Here is a 20,579-nt window from a genome sequence, read left to right on the forward strand (position 1 = left end):
CCGCGTTCACCGCGACGGCCCTTTTTTTTCACCTTGTCATGAGCCTCATTCGAGGTTCTTGACGATGGTCTCCACCATCTTCTTGGCGTCGGCGAACAGCATCATGGTGTTGTCGCGGAAGAACAGCTCGTTCTCGACGCCGGCATAGCCCGAGCCCATGCCGCGCTTGACGAACAGCACCGTGCCGGCCTTCTCGACGTCGAGGATCGGCATGCCGTAGATCGGCGAGGTCTTGTCCGTCTTGGCGGCGGGGTTGGTCACGTCGTTGGCGCCGATGACGAAGGCGACGTCGGCCTGCGCGAACTCGGAGTTGATGTCCTCGAGCTCGAACACCTCGTCATAGGGCACCGACGCCTCGGCGAGCAGCACGTTCATGTGGCCGGGCATGCGACCGGCCACCGGGTGGATGGCGTACTTCACCTCGACGCCCTCCGCCTTCAGCTTGTCGGCCATCTCGCGCAGCGCGTGCTGGGCCTGGGCCACCGCCATGCCGTAGCCCGGCACGATGATCACCTTGGAGGCGTTCTTCATGATGAAGGCAGCGTCCTCGGCCGAACCCTGCTTGACCGGCCGCTGTTCAACCTCGCCACTGGCCGCCGCCGTCTCGCCGCCGAAGCCGCCGAGAATGACGGAGACGAACGAGCGGTTCATGCCCTTGCACATGATGTAGCTGAGGATGGCGCCCGACGAGCCGACCAGCGCGCCGGTGACGATCAGCGCCGTGTTGCCCAGCGTGAAGCCGATGCCGGCCGCCGCCCAGCCCGAGTAGCTGTTGAGCATGGAGACCACGACGGGCATGTCGGCGCCGCCGATCGGGATGATCATGAGGCCGCCGAAGGCCAGCGACACCAGCACGATCAGCCAGAACACGAAGTGGCTTTCCGTGTTGACCAGCACCACCACCAGCACCACCAGCAGCGCCGCCAGCGCCGCGTTGACGATGTGGCGGAAGGGCAGGATGATGGGCTTGCCGCTCATCCGGCCGTCGAGCTTCAGGAAGGCGATCACCGAGCCGGTGAAGGTGATGGCGCCGATGGCGACGCCGAGGCTCATCTCGACCAGCGCCTGCCCGTGGATCGAACCGGGCAGACCGATGCCGAAGGCCTCCGGCGCATAGAGCGCCGCTGCGGCCACCAGCACGGCGGCGAGGCCGACCAGCGAGTGGAAGGCGGCGACCAGTTGCGGCATGGCCGTCATGGCGATCTTGCGCGCGATGTAGGCGCCGGCGCCGCCACCGATGGCGAGGCCGACGACGATCAGCGCATAGGCGCCGAAGGACGGCTTGATCGAGGCGAGCGTCGTGCCGATGGCGATCGCCATGCCGAGCATGCCGAGAAGGTTGCCGCGCCGGGCCGTCACCGGGCTGGAGAGCCCCCTGAGCGCCAGGATGAACAGCGCTCCGGAGATCAGGTAGAGGACGGCGGATATATTGGCTGTCATGTCCGTGTCCTCAGTGCTTTTTCTTGTACATGGCGAGCATGCGACTGGTGACCAGGAAGCCACCGAAGATATTCACCGATGCCAGGATGACGGCGACGAAGCCGAAGCCGCGCGACACGCCGGTGCCCGGCGCCAGGAACTCGACGCCGACGGCGAGCAGCGCGCCGACGATGATCACCGAGGAGATGGCGTTGGTCACCGCCATCAGCGGCGTGTGCAGTGCCGGCGTCACCGACCAGACCACGTAGTAGCCGACGAAGATCGCCAGCACGAAGATGGACAGGCGGAAGACGAAGGGGTCGATCACCCCGCCCGACAGGGCATGAGCGGCGGCGGCCGCCACGTCGGCGGTGGTGCCCGCCTGACCGGAGGCGACGGCATCGGCGGCGGCGTTGGCAGCGGCTTCGGCGGCGCGGGCGGCGTCGGCCGCCGCGCGCGCGGCGATCCGCGCCTGTTCAAGGGCCTGTTCGGCCGTGAGCATAGAGGACATCGGACGGGTCTCCGCGTCAGTTCAGAAAGGCGGGATGGATGACGGCGCCCTCGCGCGTCAGCGCGGTCGCCTTGACGAGTTCGTCGTCCCAGTTGACGGCCAGAACCTTGTCCTTCTTGTCGATCAGCGTCTCGACGAAGGCGAAGAGGTTCTTGGCGTAGAGCTGGGAGGCGGTGGCGGCGATGCGGCCGGGCACGTTCTTGTGGCCGACGATGCGGATGCCCTCCGGCGTCGTCACCACCTCGCCGAGACGCGCGCCTTCGACGTTGCCGCCACGCTCGACGGCGAGGTCGACCAGCACCGAGCCCGGCTTCATCGACTTCACCATGTCCGCCGAAACGAGGCGCGGCGCCGGCCGGCCCGGGATCAGCGCCGTGGTGATGACGATGTCCTGCTTCTTGATGTGCTCGGCGACCAGCGCTGCCTGCTTGGCCTGGTATTCGGCCGACATCGGCTTGGCGTAGCCCGCCGCCGTCTCGGCCTGCTTGAATTCCTCGTCCTCGACGGCGACGAACTTGGCGCCCAGGCTTTCAACCTGCTCCTTGGCGGCGGGGCGCACGTCGGTCGCCGTCACCACGGCGCCGAGACGCCGGGCGGTGGCGATGGCCTGAAGACCGGCAACGCCGGCGCCCATCACGAAGACGCGCGCCGCCGGCACCGTGCCGGCCGCCGTCATCATCATCGGAAAGGCGCGGCCATACTCGGAGGCGGCATCGATCACCGCCTGATAGCCGGCGAGGTTGGCCTGGCTCGAGAGAACGTCCATCACCTGCGCTCGGGTGATGCGCGGCATGAACTCCATGGCGAAGGCGGTGACGCCGGTGTCGGCCATGGCCTTGATGGCGGCATCGTCGCCATAGGGATCCATCATGGCGATGGCGAGCGCGCCCTTCTTGAGCTGGGACAGCACATCCGGCGACGGACGTCGCACGGTCAGAACCACGTCGGCATCGCGTACGGTGTCCGCGGCGGTCTCGGTCATCACGGCGCCGACCATCGTGTAGTCGAAGTCCAGGATAAGCGACCGCAGGCCCGCTCCGGCCTCCACGAACACGGTGGCACCAAGGCCGATAAAGCGCTTGGCCGTCTCGGGCGTGATGGCAACGCGTCCCTCCTCGGGATCGGGTTCTTTCAACACCGCAATCTTCATTGAGCTTCTCCAGGGTGTCTTTCGGGCGCCGGCATCGAGAGGGCTATCCGAAAGGAGCCCCCGTTCCCCACCGCCCCTCCCCGGACGACGGGCCGAGGCCGACCGGACCTCCGGAAAAACTCCTAGAGCCTTTTGCTTGCGTAATGCAACGTAACGTTCGGCCTGTGCAAAACCGGACCGGGCCGCACTTGCACGTCATTTCCCGATAAGTAGTTGACCCAAAAGGAAAAACCCGTCGGCGAACCGACGGGTTTTCTGCGTTTCCGCGCAAATACTTATGAACGATGGGCGATGCGCTCAGCCCTGCCGGGCGATACTGGCGTCGAGCACTTCCAGCTCGCCGATCATCCGCTCGATCACCGAAAGCCCCATCTGCCAGAAGGCGGGATCGGAGGCATCGAGACCGAAGGGCTTGAGAAGCTCCGTGTGGTGCTTGGTGCCGCCGGCCTCCAGCATGGCGAAGTACTTGTCCTGGAACCCGGCCTCGGCCGTTTCGAACACGGCGTAGAGCGAGTTCACCAGGCAATCGCCGAAGGCGTAGGCGTAGACGTAGAACGGCGAGTGGATGAAATGCGGGATGTAGGCCCAGAAGGTCTCGTAGCCCGGACCGACGGTGATGGCCGGACCGAGGCTTTCGCCCTGCACGGAGAGCCAGGCCTCGTTGATGCGGTCGGCCGTCAGCTCGCCCTCGCGGCGGGCGGCGTGCACCTTGCGCTCGAACGAATAGAAGGCGATCTGCCGCACCACCGTGTTGAGCATGTCCTCGACCTTGGAGGCGAGCAGTGTCCGCTTTTCCGCCGGCGTCGCCGCATTGCGAAGCAGCGACTGGAAGGTCAGCATCTCGCCGAACACCGAGGCCGTCTCGGCCAGCGTCAGCGGTGTCGGCGCCATCAGCGCGCCCTGCCGGCCGGCCAGCACCTGATGCACGCCGTGGCCGAGTTCGTGGGCCAGCGTCATCACGTCGCGCGTGCGCCCGAGATAGTTGAGCAGCACGTAAGGATGCGCCGACGGCACGGTCGGATGGGCGAAGGCGCCCGGTGACTTGCCCGGCCGCACCGGCGCGTCGATCCAACGCTCGTCGAAGAAGCGACGGGCGATGTCGGCCATCTTCGGCGAAAAGCGACCGTAGGCGTCGAGCACCGTGGCCTTGGCCTCGCCCCACGACACCTGCCGCGTGACCGCGCCGGGCAGCGGCGCGTTGCGATCCCAGTAAGGCATGGTCTCGCCGCCCATCCAGCGCGCCTTGAGCTGGTAGTAGCGATGGCTGAGGCGCGGATAGGCCGCCCGCACCGCCTCGACCAGCGCATCGACCACCTCGCGCTCGACGCGGTTGGCAAGATGACGCGAGTCGGCGATGTCCTTGAAGCCGCGCCAACGGTCGGAAATCTCCTTGTCCTTGGCGAGCGTGTTGGTGATGCGGGCGAAGATGCCGATGTTGTCGCTGAACACGTTGCCGAGCGCCTCGGCCGCCGCCTTGCGCTTGGCCGGGTCCGTCTCCTGCAGCAGGTGCAGGGTCGGCTCGATCGCCAGGTCCTCGCCGTCGACGGGGAAGCGCAGGCCGGCGATGGTCTCGTCGAACAGGCGGTTCCAGGCCGAATAGGCGGTGATCGACTTCTCGTGGAACAGCTCCTCCACCCGGTCCTCGAGCTGATAGGGCTTGTCGAGGCGAATGTCGGTGAGCCAGGGCCGGTAGTGGGCGAGCGCCGGATCGGCGAAGCCGGCCTCGATCAGGCCGTCGTCGATCCGGTTGATTTCCAGTTCGAAGAACAGCAGGCCGGAGGAGATGGCGGTGATCTTCTCCTGGACGTCGCCGTAGAACTTCATGCGCTGGGGATCGGTGGTGTCGCCCGAATAAAGAAGACCGGCATAGGACATCACCCGGCCCAGAAGATCCTGCAGCTTCTCGTAGTCGGCGATCAGCGCGGCGAAGACGGCGGCGCCGTCCGGCGCCTTGAGGATCGCCTCCAGCCGCCCCTTGGCCCGACCGGCGAGATCCCTGGCGGCATCGGCCGCCGCCTCGATGTCGCGCTCGATGGCCGGATCGTCGGGCGAGGCGTAAAGCGCCGACAGATCCCACTCCGGCAGTGCCTCGGCTACGGCGCCGGCATCGGCAGGATGGAAGACGGGACGGGGCAGACGGAAACGGCTCATCGAACGACAACTCCAAAAGCGGCGCAGGGCACCCATGCGCAAGACTACGTGTTCGGGCCGCCAAGGATCAACGGAAATGTCGGCGAAAATGGGGGATGGGGCGCCTTGGCCTAACCTTCTCTTAACCCTTGGACCGGCACAGTGCCCCGAATTGGCACAGACGCGGAAGGACGGACTAACCCATGGCCGCTCGCATCCTGATCGTCGACGACGATCCGATTCAGCGCCGCCTCCTCGAGGAGGCCGTCAAGCGCTTCGGTCACGAGGCGGTCACCGCCGACGGCGGCGAGGCCGGTCTTGCCATGCTGGCCGCCGCACGCGGCGATTTCCATCTGATGATTCTCGACCTCGTCATGCCCGACCTCGACGGCATGGCGGTGCTCGAACGCCTGGCCAAGGCCGGCGAAACCATTCCGGTGATCGTCCAGACCTCGCGCGGCTCCATCGACACGGTGGTCGGCGCCATGCGGGCCGGCGCCTTCGACTTCATCGTCAAGCCGGTCAACCACGAGCGCCTCGCCGTCTCGATCCAGAACGCGTTGAAGGTCACGGCGCTAGAAGGCGAGATTCGCCGCGCCCGCCGGCCGGCAACCTCCGGCCTCGGCTTCCGCGACATCATCACCAAGAGCCCGGAGATGGCCCGCGTCCTGCGCCTCGGCGAACGCGCCGCCACCTCGGGCATTCCCATCCTGATCGAGGGGGAGAGCGGCGTCGGCAAGGAACTGGTCGCCCGCGCCATCCAGAATGCGTCCGATCGCCGAACCAAGCCCTTCGTCACCGTCAACTGCGGCGCCATTCCGGAAAACCTCGTCCAGAGCACGCTGTTCGGCCACGAGAAGGGGGCATTCACCGGCGCCATCGACCGTCACACCGGCAAGTTCCAGGAAGCGCACACCGGCACGCTGTTCCTCGACGAGGTCGGCGAACTGCCACTCGACATCCAGGTCCAGCTGCTGCGCGCCATCCAGGAAGGCGAGATCGAGCCGGTCGGCGCCCGCCGGTCGCAGAAGGTGGATTTCCGCCTGATCTCCGCCACCAACCGGCGCCTTCTCGACATGGTCAAGGAAGGTCGGTTCCGCGAGGACCTCTACTACCGCCTCAACGTCTACCCCATCTTCGTGCCGCCGCTGCGCGACCGTCGCGAGGACATACCGCTGCTGGTCGATCACTTCGTGTCGCGTTTCGCCGCCGAGGAGGGCAAGCGTCGCATCACCGGCATCCGGCCCGACGCCGTCGCCATGCTCAGCGCCTTCAACTGGCCGGGCAACATCCGCCAGTTGGAAAACGCCGTCTTCCGGGCGGTCATCCTCGGCGACGGCGGCGAACTGACCGTCGACGAATTCCCGCAGATCGCCGCGCAGACCGGCCACGTCTCGGCCCTTCGCCGGGTCGAGGGAACCGACGCGCCGCTGACCGACCCCTTGGTCATCGAGACGGCCCCGCAAACGGTGGCGGCCGAGGACGGCCTCATCGGCGTCGCCGTCCACTCTGGCCCCGGTAACGACCCTGCCCCCTTCGGCTTCCTGCGCTCGCTGGCCGACGATGGCCACGTGCGCCAGCTCGTCGCCATCGAGGAGGAGATGATCCGCCTCGCCATCGACCATTACGGCGGCCGCATGGCCGAAGTGGCGCGTCGCCTCGGCATCGGCCGCTCGACGCTCTACCGCAAACTCAAGGAATATGGCCTCGCCGACGGCGAGGACGATGACACGGGTGTGGCCGCCGAGTAACAAGAAGCCCGTAATCGACCTTTGGCGGTGTGTCGGCCTTGTCGATGGATCGCCGAACCGCCAAACAGACTTCTATGACAATTCTTGTCTGGCCGTACGCCCCACAGGAATGGACGTGGTGAACGTTATGATCTCCTCGCTGTCCCGGTTTCTCCTCTCCACCGCCGTGATCGGCCTCACCGCCCTGCCGGCGCTCGCCGAGACCGGCTTCGACCCGTTGGGCGCCAAGGCGACCGCCACGCCGGAGGCCGTCGAAAGCAAGGCCCTGCCGCCGGCCACCGACGCCGCCACGCCGCCCCCGGGCGCCGCGGCTCCGGCCGCCCCCGTTGCGGCTTCGCCCGCGGTGGAGCCCGCAGCGCCGACGACGGAAGCCGTCACGCCCGCAGCGACGCCGGCCGTCGAGCCGGCACCCGCCGTCGTCGCCACCGTCCCGGGCATGCCCGTCGATCAGGCGATCGTCGCCGAGATCGCCAAGGTCGTCGCCTCGGCGACCGGCGATGCCCGCCGCCGCGCCGACGCCGTTGCCAAGGTCTACGCGGCGCGCGGCAACCAGCCGCTGTGGGTCGTGGGCGATCATTATTCGGACAAGGCCAAGGCGACGATCGCCCGCCTCGCCGACGCCGTGGAAGACGGCCTCAACCCGCTCGACTACGCGCTGCCCGACACCGACCTTTCGGCCGCCACCACCGAGCTCGTCGCCAACGCCGACCTTCGCGTCTCCATGGCGGTGGCGACCTTCGCCGAGCAGGCCTCCGGCGGCCGCGTCGCGCCGCTGGCCATCTCCAAGGACATCACCCGCACGCCCGAGCGCATTCCCGCCGACAAGGCGCTCGCCACCGTCGCCAATGCAGCCGATCCCGTTGCGGCGCTCGAAGGGTTCAACCCGCCGACCGACGGCTTCAAGCGCCTCAAGGCCATGCTGGCCGAGGTGCGCGCCGCCAAGAGCAAGGCCGACGCGGCACCCGAACCCGTGGCAATCGCCAAGTCGCTGAAGCCCGGCATGAGCGACGAGGGCGTGCCCGGCCTGCGCAAGCGGCTCGGCCTCGACGCCCCCGCCGAAGGCATCGAGCCGGCCCTTTATGACGAGGCGCTGGTCGCCGCCGTCGAGGCCTTCCAGAAGGAGAACGGCCTCTCCGCCGACGGCGTGGTCGGTGCGCGCACGATCGCCGTTCTCAACGGCGCCCATCGCGACGTCGAGGGCGAGATCATCGCCAACATGGAAATGTGGCGCTGGATGCCGCGCGACCTCAGCCAGGACTACGTCTTCGTCAACATCCCCGAGTTCAAGGTGCGCGTGATCCGCCATGGACAGCAGGTGCATGAGGCTCGGGTGGTGGTCGGCAAGGTCGCCAACCAGACGCCGGTGTTCACCGGCGAAATGCAGTATCTGGTGGTCAATCCCTACTGGCACATTCCCGAGTCGATCAAGGTCAAGGAGATGCTGCCGCAGATCCAGGCCGACCCGGCCGGCTACTTTGCCCGCCACGGCTACGAGGTGACCTGGGACGGCCAGCTCATCGACCCGACCCGCATCATCTGGGACGAGAACGCGGTGAAGGCGGTCGGCATCCGGCAGGTGCCGGGCGAGGCCAACGCGCTCGGCAACATCAAGTTCATGTTCCCGAACAAACACGCCGTCTACCTGCACGACACGCCGCTCAGGAGCCTGTTCGGCCGTGACGTCCGCGCCTTCAGCCACGGCTGCGTGCGCGTCGACGATCCCATGGCCTTCGCCGACGCCGTGCTGCAGGGCGATCCGCAGTGGACGGTACCCAAGCTGCAGGCGATGTTCGGCGGCGACGAACGGCGGGTGGACATCGCCACCCACCTCAAGGTGCATCTGGCCTACTTCACCGCCTTCGTGGACGAGGGCGGAAAGCTGCAGCTCCGCGACGACATCTACGGCCACGTCCAGGCCATCAAGAAGGCGTTGGGCATGTCGCAGGTCTGACCGTCCAGACCCGGTCAATCAGTCCAAAAAACCCGCTTTGCCTTTGGCGGAGCAGGTCTTTTGGCATTTCCACCATGCCATAAACTACCCACTTGGCCTTTTAACCGGTGGCGGCTATTGTACGGCCCGTGAAATCCAGGGGATTTTTCCGACCATCGAGGCCAAAGCAAGCCAAGATCGGCTTACGGTAAACCGTTGCTTAATTCTCTCCGCCAATAATCCCAGCCGGCTGGAGACGAGAGCAAGCGGATAGAGACGCGTGAAAACCCGGACAGTGAACACATCATCAGGGAGAGGAATCGCTTCGATGAAAGCAGTCAAGGCTTTCGGCGCAAAGGCGGGCTTCTCCTCTTCCCGTTTCGCCCTCGCCGCCGGCCGCGCGACGCTCGGCACCTTCGTGGCGTCCGCCGCGGCGCTGGCGATCTTCGCCTCCGCGGCCCGGGCGGCCGACAGCCGCACCCTCGACCTCTACAACGTCCACACCAAGGAACGGCTGACCATCGTCTTCAAGAAGGATGGCCGCTTCGTTCCCTCCGCCCTCAATGAGCTCAATCGCTTCCTTCGCGACTGGCGGCGCAACGAGGCGACGCGGATGGACCCGCGCCTGTTCGACACGGTGTGGGAGCTCTACCGGAAGTCCGGCTCGCGCCAGCCGATCCAGGTGGTTTGCGGCTATCGCTCGCTTGCCACCAACAACATGTTGCGGTCCCGTTCCTCGGCCGTCGCCAAGCATAGCCAGCACTCGCTCGGCAAGGCGATGGACATGAACATTCCCGACGTGTCCGTCGACAAGCTGCGCATGATCGCCGTGCAGATGCAGAACGGCGGCGTCGGCTGGTATCCGTCGGCCAACAGCCCCTTCGTTCACATCGACGTCGGTTCGGTGCGCGCTTGGCCGCGTCTCAATCGCACGCAGCTCGTCGGCCTGTTCCCCGACGGCAAGACGGCTCATATTCCGGCTGACGGCAAGCCGCTGCCCGGCTATCAGCAGGCGCTTGCCGAGTTGCAGCGCGAGAAGGGCACGAGCCCGAATATCGCCATGGCTTCGGCCGACTCCCCGTCCTCCAAGTCCGGCAAGGGCGGCGGCCTGCTCGCCATGCTGTTCTCCAACGACGAGGAAGATACCTCCGAGGAAATCGGCGCCGCCGGTGGCGAGGAAGCGCCAGCCGTGGCCGCCAGACCGGCGCCCGCTGCTCCCAAGGCCGTCCCGCCGGCCATCACACCGCCGCCGGTCGCAAGCCAGCCTGTGGCCGCACCGACGGCTCCGGTGCTGACCGCCGCCTTCACTCCGCCGGCCGCGCCCGAACGCCGGGTAACCAGCCTCGCCGAGGCGACGCTGCCGGCCGGCCTCGAACCCGCCGCCGCGCCCACGCTCAGCGGCGCCGACCGGCTGGCCATGGACAATGTCCCCCTGCCGCAGGCCAAACCGTCGGAGATCGCCGAGGCCACCACCGAGGTGGCGATGCTCGACGCGCCGATGATGCTGCCTCCGCAAAAGCCGCCGGCGCCCGTCGAGGCGCCGCTGCCGCCGGCTGCCAACCGCCAGGACGCCATCGCCGCCCAGCTGGCTTTGGCCGAAGTCGCCCAGGACCAGGAACCGTCCGCATCCGCCCTCTCCTTCGCGCCGCCGGCCGCGGAGCCTCCGCTGCCGACCGCCAACGCCGCGCGCCAGCCGCAGCAGATGGCCGCCCTGGTGCCGACCCCGCGCAAGCCGGCCGCTCCGGCGCCGGTGCCCGAACTCGCCCGTCCGGCGATCGACGGCAGCAAGAGCGACATGTTCGGCAATGTCGAGCTGCCGGAAGTCGCCTCCGAGGACGGACCGTCGCTTCTCGATGGCGGTCAGTCGGTCTATTGGGGCCGCTTCCGGACGCTGACCCACCCCGACCAGTTGCACATCGCCACACTGTTCGAGGCGCCGGTCCAGGTCGTGAAAGCCAGCTTCTCCACCAGTCCCTATGGCACGCTGGTCTCGACCCGCTTCGCCGGCCCGGTGGCGGCGCCGACCGAGGTGATCGACTTCACGCCGCGCCAGTTGGCCATGCGCTGATATCGCGCCACTTCATACGCAAAACGCCGGCCCCGTGGCCGGCGTTTTCGTTTGATGTCCAGGCATGAGCGGCAATCTCGCGGCCGGCCCTCACTGAATGACGGTCGCCTCGCCCTCGAACACCCGCAACACGGTAAGGCGGCCGGTGGCGAAGGCCCCCGTGTCGATGCCGATGCGCCCCGGCGCGAAGACGGGCTCGTTGGCAGGCGTGTGCCCGTGCACCACGGTGAGCCCCAGACCGTGCGGCTGGCTGACGAAGGGCTCGCGGATCCACATGAAATCGTCCTCATCCTGCTCGTCGAGCGGCACGCCGGGGCGAACGCCGGCGTGAACGAACAGGACGTCGCCGAAGCGCACCGACACCGGCAGTTGTCTCAGAAAGGCGACATGAGCCTCCGGCACCGTCACCTGAAGGATGTCGCGAAGACCGGCGGCACCGCCGCGATGCCGAGCGAGCCGCGTCAGGTCGACGCCATAGGCTTCAAGCGTTTGCTCGCCACCGAACTCCAGCCATCCCATGTTTTCATGAGGATCGTCGATGAAGGAGAGGAAGGTCTCGTCGTGATTGCCGCAGATCGACATGCGCTCGAAACCGTCCGGCGGAGCGGAGATCAGGTGATCGAGCACGTCGGCCGACCTTGGTCCGCGATCAACGAGGTCGCCCAGGCATAAAATGATGCGCCGCTTGGCCGAGATGCGGGCGGCGTCCTCGACGATCCGCCGTTCGGCCGCCCTCAGTTCCTCAAAGCAACCGTGTACGTCGCCGATCGCATAGACGGCGGTATCCTTCGGATCGATCTCGATGCGCCCGCGACTGCCGACCACCGGGACCGGAGCGGATTTGCCGCCAAAACCGAAAAACGACCGAACCCCTGTGAGCAAAGAAAAAGCTCCAAATCGAGACCACTGTCCGACTGGCCGACGCCGACGGACAGTTGGCGGCCGCAGCCGCGAGCACCTCTTGTTTTTAAGTAGTTATCCGGTCTACCCTGCAAAAGGTCCAGCGGTTTTTGCCGGTGGCCGGCGAATTTTCCCGAGACGGTTAAGGCTGTCCGAGGTAGAGAGACAGGGAGAATGGCAGCCGCGCCGCTCTGGGTCTACGCCGGGCCACCGCCCAAAAGACCTGGGGCACCTGCCGTAGCCTGAACCCGCGATTGGGGAATCTGGTGATGATGTCGCTGAAGCTGTCGGCACCCTTGATCGGCCTGTTCTCGGGCGGACTGCTCTGCCTCGGCCTCTACGGAATGAGCATCGAAGCCTCGCCCTTCCTCAGCACGGCCGGCAACTCGGTCGACCGGTTGCGGTCGGTGGCAGCCGATCCGGACGTGCCTTTCCTGTCCAGCAAGCGCGCCCTTACCGTCTTCGAGTTCGACTGCCGCACCCTGGCTTTCGGCCTGACCACCCCCCCGATCGCCCCTGAGGATCGTACGCGCCTCAACGAGGCCTGCTACGAGCGCGCCCGCTCGCTCGTGGAGACGGCGCCGGGCAACGCCCGCCTGTGGCTGACCCTTGCCCAGTTCGCGGCCACCCTGCCCGACAAGCGCGACATCGCCTTTCAGGCTCTCGAGCGCAGCCGCGCCTACGGTCCCTGGCAGTATGCCCTGGCCATCGAGCGGACGAGGCTGATCGCCACGTTGCCGGATGCGCCACCGGCCGTCATGGCCGTCGCCGACGGCGATACCCAAACGCTGTCCGCCAGCTATCGGGGGCGCGAAGCCCTCGCGCAGATCTACATCACGGAGCCAGGCCGCCGCGATGTGATCACGGCGGCCATCGAGAAACGCGCACCCGACGAGCAGAGGCATTTCGTGGGCCGCATCCAGCGCAACATGCGATGACGGGAAGCGGCGACCTATTTCAGGGAAAACGCCCTATCGCACCGTCCGCCTGACATCGGCCAGCACACGCGGCAACACCGAGCCGACCTGGGAACGGGTCATGCCGGGGCGGATGCGCCGGTCGTAGAGCATCGACACCACAGCCCGATCGAAGGGCATGAACCGATCGTGACGTGAACGGTCGTTGAACACCGACGCGTAGAGCGCCGCGTTGTCGTTCATCGGGCCGAGCCCTTGCAGGATTTCTTCCACCATGCAGCGGCGGAACAGGCTGTCGCCCTCGTCGGACACGATCACCGCCGTGGACCGGACGATGCCGAGCGAGCCCGGATAGACCCGCACGAGGCACTGCCCCGGCGCGGCGCCGTGCGTCGAGCCGAGCACGTCGCTCCGGACGGTGTCGACGTAATCGGCGCGGTCGACGACATAGACGGTGAAGTTGGGGTTCTCGCCAGGGCGCGCCATGCGAATGTCGAGGCCGCGCACGAGGCGGGGGAGACGGGTCACGAAACCGGCGATCTCGCGCTGCCGGTCCTTGTCGGAGAGATTAATGACGCGAAGGCGCACGGCACCGTCGAACTTCTTGACGGCACTGCCGGCAGTCGCGCTGCCGTACTCGACGCCGAACACCGTTTTCTGAAAGCCGTCCAGCAGTTCGTCGTCGGAGAACCCGACAATGCTTTCGGCGCGGACCGGGGTGGACAGAAGGTCACCGGCCGTGGCCAGTGCGACCGCAAACAGCAAACACCCGAAAATCGTCCTGAAAGCTGCCATGACCACCTCGCCGCAGGGGATGGAACGCCTCGAGCCCATGGAAAGAATTAACCGGTCTTTACCTCTGGTCAATGCGGTCTATCACGGTCACGTGATGCAATTGTGATCATTGACAGCCAACGAATAGGCGCATTGCCGAGCAATGTGGCACTTCACGCCGACGCCCCGCGGGCAGCTTGGCAACGATGCCCCTTTCGTGCAAAACGAAAGGCGAACAGCCGGCGCCGCGCGCCGATTCGCCAGGATGATCCGATCCCCCGACGTGGCCTGAAGGCGTGTGTCGGACAGTGCTGTCGAAGCCGAGCAACCAGGGCCGCCGGAGACGATCGGACCACCATGAGCGATGAAAGCCGTCTCGTCTCGGGCGACAAGCGCCCCGAGGATTTCGAGCAGTCGATCCGACCGAGCGCGCTTTCGGAATTTGTCGGCCAGGCGTCGGCGCGCGCCAATCTTCAGGTGTTCATCAACGCCGCCAAGACGCGCAAGGAAGCGCTCGATCACGTGTTGTTCGTCGGCCCGCCCGGCCTCGGCAAGACAACGCTGGCCCAGATCGTTTCCCGCGAGCTCGGCGTCAACTTCCGCGCCACCTCCGGCCCGGTGATCGCCAAGGCCGGCGATCTCGCCGCCCTCCTCACCAATCTTGAGGAGCGCGACGTCCTGTTCATCGACGAGATCCATCGCATGAGCCCGGCGGTGGAGGAAATCCTCTACCCGGCCATGGAGGACTATCAGCTCGATCTGATCATTGGCGAGGGCCCCGCCGCCCGCTCGGTCAAGATCGATCTCGCCAAGTTCACGCTGGTCGGCGCCACCACCCGCCTCGGCCTCCTGACGACGCCGCTGCGCGACCGCTTCGGCATTCCCATCCGTCTCGAGTTCTACACCACCGAGGAACTGGAGCTGATCGTCCGGCGCGGTGCCCGCATTTTCGGCATCGGCATCTCTGACGACGGCGCCACCGAGATCGCCAAACGGTCGCGCGGCACGCCGCGCATCGCCGGCCGCCTGCTGCGCCGCGTCCGCGACTTCGCCATCGTCGACGATGCCGAGACGATCACCGCCGAGATCGCCGACCGGGCGCTGACGCGACTCGACGTCGACCCCATCGGTCTCGACGCGCTCGATCTCCGCTATCTCAACACCATCGCCTTGAGCTTCAACGGCGGCCCAGTCGGCATCGAGACCATCGCCGCCGCCATCGCCGAGCCGCGCGACGCCATCGAAGACATCGTCGAGCCCTATCTCATCCAGAAGGGCTTCGTCCAACGCACGCCGCGCGGTCGTCTCCTGACGCCGCACGCCTTCCGCCACCTCGGCTTCGCCGTGCCGAAGACCGCCGAGGAGGCCCAGTTCACGCTGTTTTCCAGTGGAGAGGAGGAGTGAGATGAGCCAAGCCCTCGTCATCATCGACGTGCAAGCCAATCTCTTCGACGAGCCGCGCGCCTATCGCATCGACGACGTAGCCGCCCTTCTCGACCGCAAGGCGGCCGAGGCGCGGGCAGCCGGTGCTCCGGTGATCTTCATCCAGCATGAAGAGGCGGGATGCGAATGGGAACGCGGCACGCCCGGCTGGGAGTTCCACCCCTCCCTTTCCCCTAGGCACGGCGACACCGTGGTTGCCAAGTCCTTCTGCGACGGCTTCCGCGATACCGAATTTGCCGCCACGCTCGATCGGCTGGGCGTCGATGGCATCGTGGTCGGCGGCTACGCCTCGGACTTCTGCGTCGACACCACCGTCCGCGCCGCCGCCTCGCGCGGCATTCCCACGACAGTCATTGCCGACGGCCACACGACCTCGGACCGGCCGCACCTTCCGGCGGCCGACGTGGTGCGCCATCACACCTGGGTCTGGTCGCGATTCGACGCGCCGGTCACCGTCGCCGCCGCCAAGGACATAGCCTTTTGACCGTCCATCGCCTCGCCATCCGCGTCTATTTCGAGGATACTGACGCCGGCGGCATTCTCTACCACGGCAGCCACATGCGCTTTTTCGAGCGCGGACGGACCGAGTTCCTGCGCGACCTCGGCATCAGCCAGAGCGCCACGGCCGACCGGACCGACCCCGACGCGCTGCTGTTCGTCGTCCGCAAGTTTTCCATCGAGTATCGCAAGCCGGGCCTTCTCGACGATCTTCTGACCGTGGAAACGGAAATCGCCAGCATTTCCGGCCCGCGCTTCACCGTGTCCCAGCGGCTTCTGCGCGAGAACGACCTCATCGCTTCGGCCGAAGTCGAGGTGGTGGCCATCGCCGGCAACGGCCGGCCGCGCCGCCTTCCGCCCGCCATGGCGACGCTGATCGAAGGTGCGCGCTGAAACAGGGCGTTTCGGTAAACCTTCCTTAACCATACCATAGGATGACAGGAACGGGACCCCGGCGCCGTCGGCGGCGGAACCCGTCCCGGCGGCAGAGAGGCGAAATGCCCCAGTTTTCCTGACCGTCAAGTCCCGTTTTCGCCAAATTTCGGCGGCATGTGGAAGTCCTGGCATTGACGCATGCCGCCACAGCCCGCCCCGGCCGACGCGACCTGACGCCAAGAGATTGCCGCTTCATCCTGAGGACAACGGAAGATACCCATGAATCCGGTCGAACTGACCCAGAACGCGCTCGCAGCACCTGCCGTCGAGGTGTCCGTCTGGGCATTGTTCTGGCAGGCGAGTTTCGTCGTTAAGGCGGTGATGCTCGGCCTTCTGGTGGCATCGGTATGGTGCTGGGCGATCATCGTCGACAAGATCGTCGCCTACAATCGCGCCCGCCGCTCGATGGACCGCTTCGAGAAGGTGTTCTGGTCCGGACAGTCTCTCGAGGAACTCTATCGCTCGTTGACCTCCCGTTCCAACGAGGGTCTCGCTGCCATCTTCGTCGCCGCCATGCGCGAGTGGAAACGCAGCCACGAAGCAGGACGCGTCTCCTTCCAGGGCATCACCGACCGTATTGGCAAGGTGATCGACGTCACCATTTCCCGAGAGATGGAGCGCCTGGAGGCGCGTCTCATCTTTCTCGCCACCGTCGGTTCGGCCGGGCCGTTCATCGGCCTGTTCGGCACCGTCTGGGGCATCATGAGCTCGTTCCAGGCGATCGCCTCGTCCAAGAACACCAGTCTGGTGGTGGTGGCGCCAGCCATCTCGGAGGCGCTGCTCGCCACCGCCATGGGCCTTGCCGCCGCCATTCCGGCGGTGCTCGCCTACAACAAACTCTCCGCCGATGCCGCCAAGCTCGGCTCGCGCATGGATGGCTTCGCCGACGAGTTCGCCGCCATCCTGTCGCGCCAGATCGACGACAGGAGCTGAGCGATGGGCATGGGCGTCCCAGGGGGCGGATCCGCAGGAGGCAGTCGCCGCCGCAGGCGTCGTCATGCCAGCGGCGTCATGAGCGAAATCAACGTGACGCCGATGGTCGACGTCATGCTGGTTCTGCTCATCATCTTCATGGTGGCCGCGCCCCTGATGACCGTCGGCGTGCCGATCGATCTTCCCGAAACGGCCGCCAAGCCGATGGAGGGGCAGACCGACCCGATCAACATTTCGGTCGACGCCGCTGGCAAGGTGTTCATCCAGGACACCGAAATCACCATCGAGGAACTGGTGCCCAAGCTGATGGCCGTCGCCAAGAACGGCGTCGAGGAGCGTATCTACGTGCGCGGCGACAAAGCCACCGACTACGGGGCGGTGATGCGCGTCATGGCGCGCATTTCGGCGGCCGGCTTCAAGAAGATCGGTCTCATCACGCAAGAGGAAACGGGGACGGCTGCGACGCCGTCCAACTGATACATGCGCATAGGTCTTACGACATCCGTCATCGGTCACGTCCTGCTTTTCGCCTGGGGATTTGCATCCTTTTCCGGCGCGAAGCCGTTCGACGCCGCGCCGGTGGACGCCCTGCCGGTCGACCTCGTGCCGATCTCGGACGTGTCGCAGATCGCCGAAGGCACCAAGACCGCGCCGAAATCGAACAACGCCTCGCAGGCCAAGGTGAAGACGCCGACGCCGCGCCCCGACTCTCAACGGGTCGGCGCTGCCAAGAACGACCAGTCGACGCCCATCACCGAGAAGGCGACCGATACCGCCGCCGCCAAGTCGGCCGAGGCGCCGCCGCCGCCACCGCCCAAGGCCGCGCCGCCCAAGCCCGCCGAAACGCCGCCCCCGGCCGAGAAGCCGGAGGAGACGAAGACGGCGGCGCTGGAGGAGACTCCCAAGGCCGACACGGGCGAGATCGCCGAGAAAATCAAGGAAGCCGACAAGCCGGCGCCCGTTCCGCCGAAGCTGCCGCCGGTGAAGCCCAAGCCGCCGGCCCCCACGCCGGCCGAGGACGCCGCCGACGCACCCGACAAGACGCCTGCCAAGCCCGTCAAGGAAAAGCCCAAGCAGACGCAGAAGGACTCCAAGAGCGAGGACTTCGACCCCAACGAGATGGCGGCGCTGCTCAACAAGGTGGATCCGTCGGGCGGCGGCGGGCGCGAGTCCGACAAGGAAGCCTCGCTGGGCTCGGAGAACCGCACCGGTCCGGTGGCCGAGATGAGCCAGAGCGAACTCGACGCGCTGACCGCCGCCGTGACCGCCTGCTTCAATCCGCCGGTCGGAGCCGAAGGCGTCGACCAAATGGTCGTGCCGCTACGCGTGACCTTCACCATCGACGGCGACCTCGCCGGGCCGCCCGAGATCAAGGCCATTCCCTCCGGTCCCGGCGGCCAAGCGGTCGCCGAAGCCGCCGTGCGCGCCGTCCAGCGCTGCGCGCCCTATCCGTTCCTGCCGAAGGACAAGTTCGACAACTGGCAGGTCGTGAACATGAACTTCACCCCGCCGTCGTCCTATTGACGCGGCGCGACACGCAAGTCGAGCCGGACGGCCCCGCATCGTTCGATCGGAGCACGTCCGGAACATCCGTCTGGGAGCACCTCAGGATGCGAAAACTGGTCCGCACTCTCTTCGCCGCGTTGGCGGCCTTCGCCGCGGTCGTCGCGGCGGCGCCATCCAACGCTGAAATCACCATCAACATCAACGGCGGCAACGTTCAGCCGCTGCCGATCGCCATCCCGAATTTCGTGGGCAGTGGCGACACGGCCAGCATCGGCCAGCAGATGGCCGGCGTCATCGCCGCCGACCTGCAGCGCTCCGGCCTGTTCCAGGTGCTGAACCAGGCATCCTTCGTCGACCGCATCACCGATCCGAACGCGGTGCCGAACTTCCAGAACTGGCGGGTGATCAACGCCCAGGCCCTCGTCTCGGGCGGCATCGTCCGCGCCGCCGACGGCCGCCTGCAGGCCGACTTCCGCCTGTGGGACGTGTTCGGCGGCACCCAGCTCGCCGGCCAGCAGTATTTCACCACGCCGGAGAACTGGCGCCGCATCGCCCACATCATCGCCGACGCCATCTACGAGCGTCTGACCGGCGAGAAGGGCTATTTCGACACCCGCATCGTCTTCGTCGACGAAAGCGGCCCCAAGGGCAACCGCGTCAAGCGCCTCGCCCTGATGGATCAGGACGGCGCCAACGTCCGCTTCCTCACCAACGGCAAGGACTTGGTGCTGACGCCGCGCTTCTCGCCGACCTCCCAGCAGGTCACCTACATGTCCTTCGGGGCCAGCGAGCCGCGCGTCTATCTGCTCAACATCGAGAGCGGCCAGCGCACTCTGGTCGGCAACTTCCCGAACATGACCTTCTCGCCGCGCTTCTCGCCCGACGGCAGCTCGGTGGTCATGAGCCTTGAGCAGGACGGCAACGCCAACATCTATGCCATGCCGATCGGCGGCGCGCCGGCCCGGCTGACCAACACGGCGGCCATCGACACCTCGCCCTCCTACTCGCCCGACGGCTCGCGCATCGTCTTCGAGAGCGACCGTGGCGGCAACCAGCAGCTCTACGTGATGAGCGCTGGCGGTGGCGGGGCCACCCGCATCTCCTTCGGCAGCGGCCGCTACAGCACGCCGGTGTGGAGCCCGCGCGGCGACCTGATCGCCTTCACCCGCCAGTCGGGCGGCGGCTTCGCCATCGGCGTCATGAAGCCGGACGGCTCGGGCGAGCGCATCCTCACCGAGGGCTTCCACAACGAAGGCCCGACCTGGGCGCCCAACGGCCGCGTCATCATGTTCTTCCGTGACTCGGGCGGTCCGAACGGCGGTCCGCAGCTCTGGTCGGTCGATCTCACCGGCCGCAACGAGCAGAAGGTCCCGACGCCGAACTTCGCCTCCGACCCAGCATGGTCGCCGTTGCTCAAGTGACAACTAAGGCGCGCCGGACGCTTCGTCCGGCGCGCGTTTACCATCAAAAGGCCGGTATCCCGAGATTTAGTGCTTCGTTAACCATGTCTTTGAACGTGGGCTTAACCAAAGCCGTTTACCAAGACTCTCGAAACATCCGGTCAGCACGTATCCGAGGATTACCGGTATCATGACGACAGCCACCAGACTTTTTAACCGCCGTGGAGCGCTTGCTCTCGGCCTTGCCCTTCTCGCCGCAGCCTGCGCCAAAAGCCCGAGCGAACTCGACGGCCAGCTCGCAGGAGGCGCCGGTGGCGCCGGTGCCGCGACGCCGGGCAGCGCCCAGGATTTCGTGGTCAACGTCGGCGACCGCGTGTTCTTCGACACCGACTCGACCTCGCTCAACGCCGAGGCCCAGACCGTTCTCGGCCGTCAGGCCCAGTGGCTGGCGCTCTACCCGCGCTACACGGTGACCGTGGAAGGCCATGCCGACGAGCGCGGCACGCGCGAATACAACCTCGCCCTCGGCGCCCGCCGCGCCAAGGCCGCCCAGGACTTCCTCGCCGCCCGCGGCGTCGCCAGCACCCGCATCCGCACCATCTCCTACGGCAAGGAACGCCCGGTCGCCCTCTGCGATCAGGACAGCTGCTGGGCGCAGAACCGCCGCGCCGTCACCGTGCTGAACACTGGCGGCTGATCTCCGCCCTCTGCCGCCACACCCCAGGCACGATCGTCCCGGAATCCCGAAAGGGAGTCCGGGATTTTCGTGTTGCGGCCGCATTGCCGCCGAAGTCCGGCGCTTAAGTGCCGGTGG

General features: G+C 66.7%; 18 protein-coding genes. 12 read left to right on the forward strand and 6 right to left on the reverse strand.

Annotated features, from left to right (window positions below; all coding sequences use genetic code 11):
* Nucleotides 1-45: 45 nt before the first annotated feature.
* From QQZ18_RS22860 to QQZ18_RS22875, 4 genes are all read right to left on the reverse strand, one after another.
* Nucleotides 46-1,440, reverse strand: coding sequence for an NAD(P)(+) transhydrogenase (Re/Si-specific) subunit beta (locus QQZ18_RS22860; protein ID WP_284543365.1), 1,395 nt, complete (start codon nucleotides 1,438-1,440; stop codon nucleotides 46-48).
* A 10-nt stretch (nucleotides 1,441-1,450) separates the two neighbouring features.
* On the reverse strand, nucleotides 1,451-1,921 hold the full coding sequence (locus QQZ18_RS22865; protein WP_446728701.1) for a proton-translocating transhydrogenase family protein: 471 nt from the start codon (nucleotides 1,919-1,921) through the stop codon (nucleotides 1,451-1,453).
* Between the two features lie 25 nt (nucleotides 1,922-1,946).
* On the reverse strand, nucleotides 1,947-3,080 hold the full coding sequence (locus QQZ18_RS22870) for a Re/Si-specific NAD(P)(+) transhydrogenase subunit alpha (RefSeq protein ID WP_284543369.1): 1,134 nt from the start codon (nucleotides 3,078-3,080) through the stop codon (nucleotides 1,947-1,949).
* 297 nt (nucleotides 3,081-3,377) lie between these two features.
* Nucleotides 3,378-5,231, reverse strand: coding sequence for a M3 family oligoendopeptidase (locus QQZ18_RS22875; RefSeq protein WP_284543370.1), 1,854 nt, complete (start codon nucleotides 5,229-5,231; stop codon nucleotides 3,378-3,380).
* A gap of 182 nt (nucleotides 5,232-5,413) precedes the next feature.
* On the opposite strand from QQZ18_RS22875, the gene QQZ18_RS22880 reads away from it, so the two are divergent.
* From QQZ18_RS22880 to QQZ18_RS22890, 3 genes are all read left to right on the forward strand, one after another.
* Nucleotides 5,414-6,961 (forward strand): sigma-54-dependent transcriptional regulator, encoded by a 1,548-nt coding sequence (locus QQZ18_RS22880; protein WP_284543372.1) that lies wholly within the window; start codon nucleotides 5,414-5,416, stop codon nucleotides 6,959-6,961.
* A gap of 115 nt (nucleotides 6,962-7,076) precedes the next feature.
* On the forward strand, nucleotides 7,077-8,912 hold the full coding sequence (locus QQZ18_RS22885) for a L,D-transpeptidase family protein (protein ID WP_284543375.1): 1,836 nt from the start codon (nucleotides 7,077-7,079) through the stop codon (nucleotides 8,910-8,912).
* A gap of 307 nt (nucleotides 8,913-9,219) precedes the next feature.
* On the forward strand, nucleotides 9,220-10,959 hold the full coding sequence (locus QQZ18_RS22890) for a DUF882 domain-containing protein (protein WP_284543376.1): 1,740 nt from the start codon (nucleotides 9,220-9,222) through the stop codon (nucleotides 10,957-10,959).
* A gap of 90 nt (nucleotides 10,960-11,049) precedes the next feature.
* Here the strand turns inward: QQZ18_RS22890 and QQZ18_RS22895 are convergent, their stop codons facing one another.
* A complete protein-coding gene (locus QQZ18_RS22895) occupies nucleotides 11,050-11,841 on the reverse strand; it encodes a metallophosphoesterase family protein (protein ID WP_284543378.1) in 792 nt (263 codons plus the stop codon).
* A gap of 287 nt (nucleotides 11,842-12,128) precedes the next feature.
* Here QQZ18_RS22895 and QQZ18_RS22900 point away from each other — a divergent pair, with 287 nt between their 5' ends.
* Complete coding sequence (locus QQZ18_RS22900; protein ID WP_284543380.1) at nucleotides 12,129-12,797, forward strand: hypothetical protein; 669 nt, start codon at nucleotides 12,129-12,131, stop codon at nucleotides 12,795-12,797.
* A 33-nt stretch (nucleotides 12,798-12,830) separates the two neighbouring features.
* On the opposite strand, the gene QQZ18_RS22905 is transcribed toward QQZ18_RS22900, so the two are convergent.
* Nucleotides 12,831-13,571 carry a DUF2927 domain-containing protein gene (locus QQZ18_RS22905; RefSeq protein WP_284543381.1) on the reverse strand — a complete coding sequence of 247 codons (741 nt, stop codon included), beginning with the start codon at nucleotides 13,569-13,571 and terminating at the stop codon, nucleotides 12,831-12,833.
* A gap of 336 nt (nucleotides 13,572-13,907) precedes the next feature.
* Here QQZ18_RS22905 and ruvB point away from each other — a divergent pair, with 336 nt between their 5' ends.
* The 8 genes from ruvB to pal all read left to right on the forward strand — a co-directional run bounded on the left by ruvB (nucleotide 13,908) and on the right by pal (nucleotide 20,462).
* Nucleotides 13,908-14,954 carry a Holliday junction branch migration DNA helicase RuvB gene (gene ruvB, locus QQZ18_RS22910; protein WP_284543382.1) on the forward strand — a complete coding sequence of 349 codons (1,047 nt, stop codon included), beginning with the start codon at nucleotides 13,908-13,910 and terminating at the stop codon, nucleotides 14,952-14,954.
* A gap of 1 nt (nucleotide 14,955) precedes the next feature.
* Nucleotides 14,956-15,477: an isochorismatase family protein gene (locus QQZ18_RS22915; protein ID WP_284543384.1), complete on the forward strand. Its 522-nt coding sequence runs from the start codon at nucleotides 14,956-14,958 to the stop codon at nucleotides 15,475-15,477.
* Nucleotides 15,474-15,884 carry a YbgC/FadM family acyl-CoA thioesterase gene (locus QQZ18_RS22920; RefSeq protein WP_284543386.1) on the forward strand — a complete coding sequence of 137 codons (411 nt, stop codon included), beginning with the start codon at nucleotides 15,474-15,476 and terminating at the stop codon, nucleotides 15,882-15,884. The genes QQZ18_RS22915 and QQZ18_RS22920 overlap by 4 nt, the downstream gene beginning before the upstream one ends.
* A gap of 276 nt (nucleotides 15,885-16,160) precedes the next feature.
* A complete protein-coding gene (tolQ, locus tag QQZ18_RS22925; RefSeq protein WP_284543490.1) occupies nucleotides 16,161-16,859 on the forward strand; it encodes a protein TolQ in 699 nt (232 codons plus the stop codon).
* 3 nt (nucleotides 16,860-16,862) lie between these two features.
* The gene (tolR, locus tag QQZ18_RS22930; protein WP_284543388.1) at nucleotides 16,863-17,336 is read left to right on the forward strand and encodes a protein TolR; all 474 of its coding nucleotides are present in this window, start codon (nucleotides 16,863-16,865) and stop codon (nucleotides 17,334-17,336) included.
* A gap of 3 nt (nucleotides 17,337-17,339) precedes the next feature.
* On the forward strand, nucleotides 17,340-18,383 hold the full coding sequence (locus QQZ18_RS22935) for a cell envelope biogenesis protein TolA (RefSeq protein ID WP_284543390.1): 1,044 nt from the start codon (nucleotides 17,340-17,342) through the stop codon (nucleotides 18,381-18,383).
* 86 nt (nucleotides 18,384-18,469) lie between these two features.
* On the forward strand, nucleotides 18,470-19,786 hold the full coding sequence (gene tolB, locus QQZ18_RS22940; protein WP_284543392.1) for a Tol-Pal system beta propeller repeat protein TolB: 1,317 nt from the start codon (nucleotides 18,470-18,472) through the stop codon (nucleotides 19,784-19,786).
* A gap of 169 nt (nucleotides 19,787-19,955) precedes the next feature.
* On the forward strand, nucleotides 19,956-20,462 hold the full coding sequence (pal, locus tag QQZ18_RS22945; RefSeq protein WP_284543394.1) for a peptidoglycan-associated lipoprotein Pal: 507 nt from the start codon (nucleotides 19,956-19,958) through the stop codon (nucleotides 20,460-20,462).
* Nucleotides 20,463-20,579: the final 117 nt, after the last annotated feature.

The sequence above is a fragment of the Pleomorphomonas sp. T1.2MG-36 genome (genome assembly GCF_950100655.1).
Lineage (GTDB): Bacteria > Pseudomonadota > Alphaproteobacteria > Rhizobiales > Pleomorphomonadaceae > Pleomorphomonas.

What these genes read in the sequence shown, in the direction of transcription:
- ruvB (WP_284543382.1), top strand. Translation starts at nt 13,908, where the DNA reads ATGAGCGATGAAAGCCGTCTCGTCTCGGGCGACAAGCGCCCCGAGGAT.
- QQZ18_RS22860 (WP_284543365.1), bottom strand. Translation starts at nt 1,440, where the DNA reads ATGACAGCCAATATATCCGCCGTCCTCTACCTGATCTCCGGAGCGCTG.
- QQZ18_RS22900 (WP_284543380.1), top strand. Translation starts at nt 12,129, where the DNA reads ATGATGTCGCTGAAGCTGTCGGCACCCTTGATCGGCCTGTTCTCGGGC.
- QQZ18_RS22865 (WP_446728701.1), bottom strand. Translation starts at nt 1,921, where the DNA reads ATGCTCACGGCCGAACAGGCCCTTGAACAGGCGCGGATCGCCGCGCGC.
- tolR (WP_284543388.1), top strand. Translation starts at nt 16,863, where the DNA reads ATGGGCATGGGCGTCCCAGGGGGCGGATCCGCAGGAGGCAGTCGCCGC.
- QQZ18_RS22890 (WP_284543376.1), top strand. Translation starts at nt 9,220, where the DNA reads ATGAAAGCAGTCAAGGCTTTCGGCGCAAAGGCGGGCTTCTCCTCTTCC.
- QQZ18_RS22915 (WP_284543384.1), top strand. Translation starts at nt 14,956, where the DNA reads ATGAGCCAAGCCCTCGTCATCATCGACGTGCAAGCCAATCTCTTCGAC.
- QQZ18_RS22880 (WP_284543372.1), top strand. Translation starts at nt 5,414, where the DNA reads ATGGCCGCTCGCATCCTGATCGTCGACGACGATCCGATTCAGCGCCGC.
- QQZ18_RS22870 (WP_284543369.1), bottom strand. Translation starts at nt 3,080, where the DNA reads ATGAAGATTGCGGTGTTGAAAGAACCCGATCCCGAGGAGGGACGCGTT.
- tolB (WP_284543392.1), top strand. Translation starts at nt 18,470, where the DNA reads ATGCGAAAACTGGTCCGCACTCTCTTCGCCGCGTTGGCGGCCTTCGCC.
- QQZ18_RS22875 (WP_284543370.1), bottom strand. Translation starts at nt 5,231, where the DNA reads ATGAGCCGTTTCCGTCTGCCCCGTCCCGTCTTCCATCCTGCCGATGCC.
- pal (WP_284543394.1), top strand. Translation starts at nt 19,956, where the DNA reads ATGACGACAGCCACCAGACTTTTTAACCGCCGTGGAGCGCTTGCTCTC.
- QQZ18_RS22935 (WP_284543390.1), top strand. Translation starts at nt 17,340, where the DNA reads ATGCGCATAGGTCTTACGACATCCGTCATCGGTCACGTCCTGCTTTTC.
- QQZ18_RS22905 (WP_284543381.1), bottom strand. Translation starts at nt 13,571, where the DNA reads ATGGCAGCTTTCAGGACGATTTTCGGGTGTTTGCTGTTTGCGGTCGCA.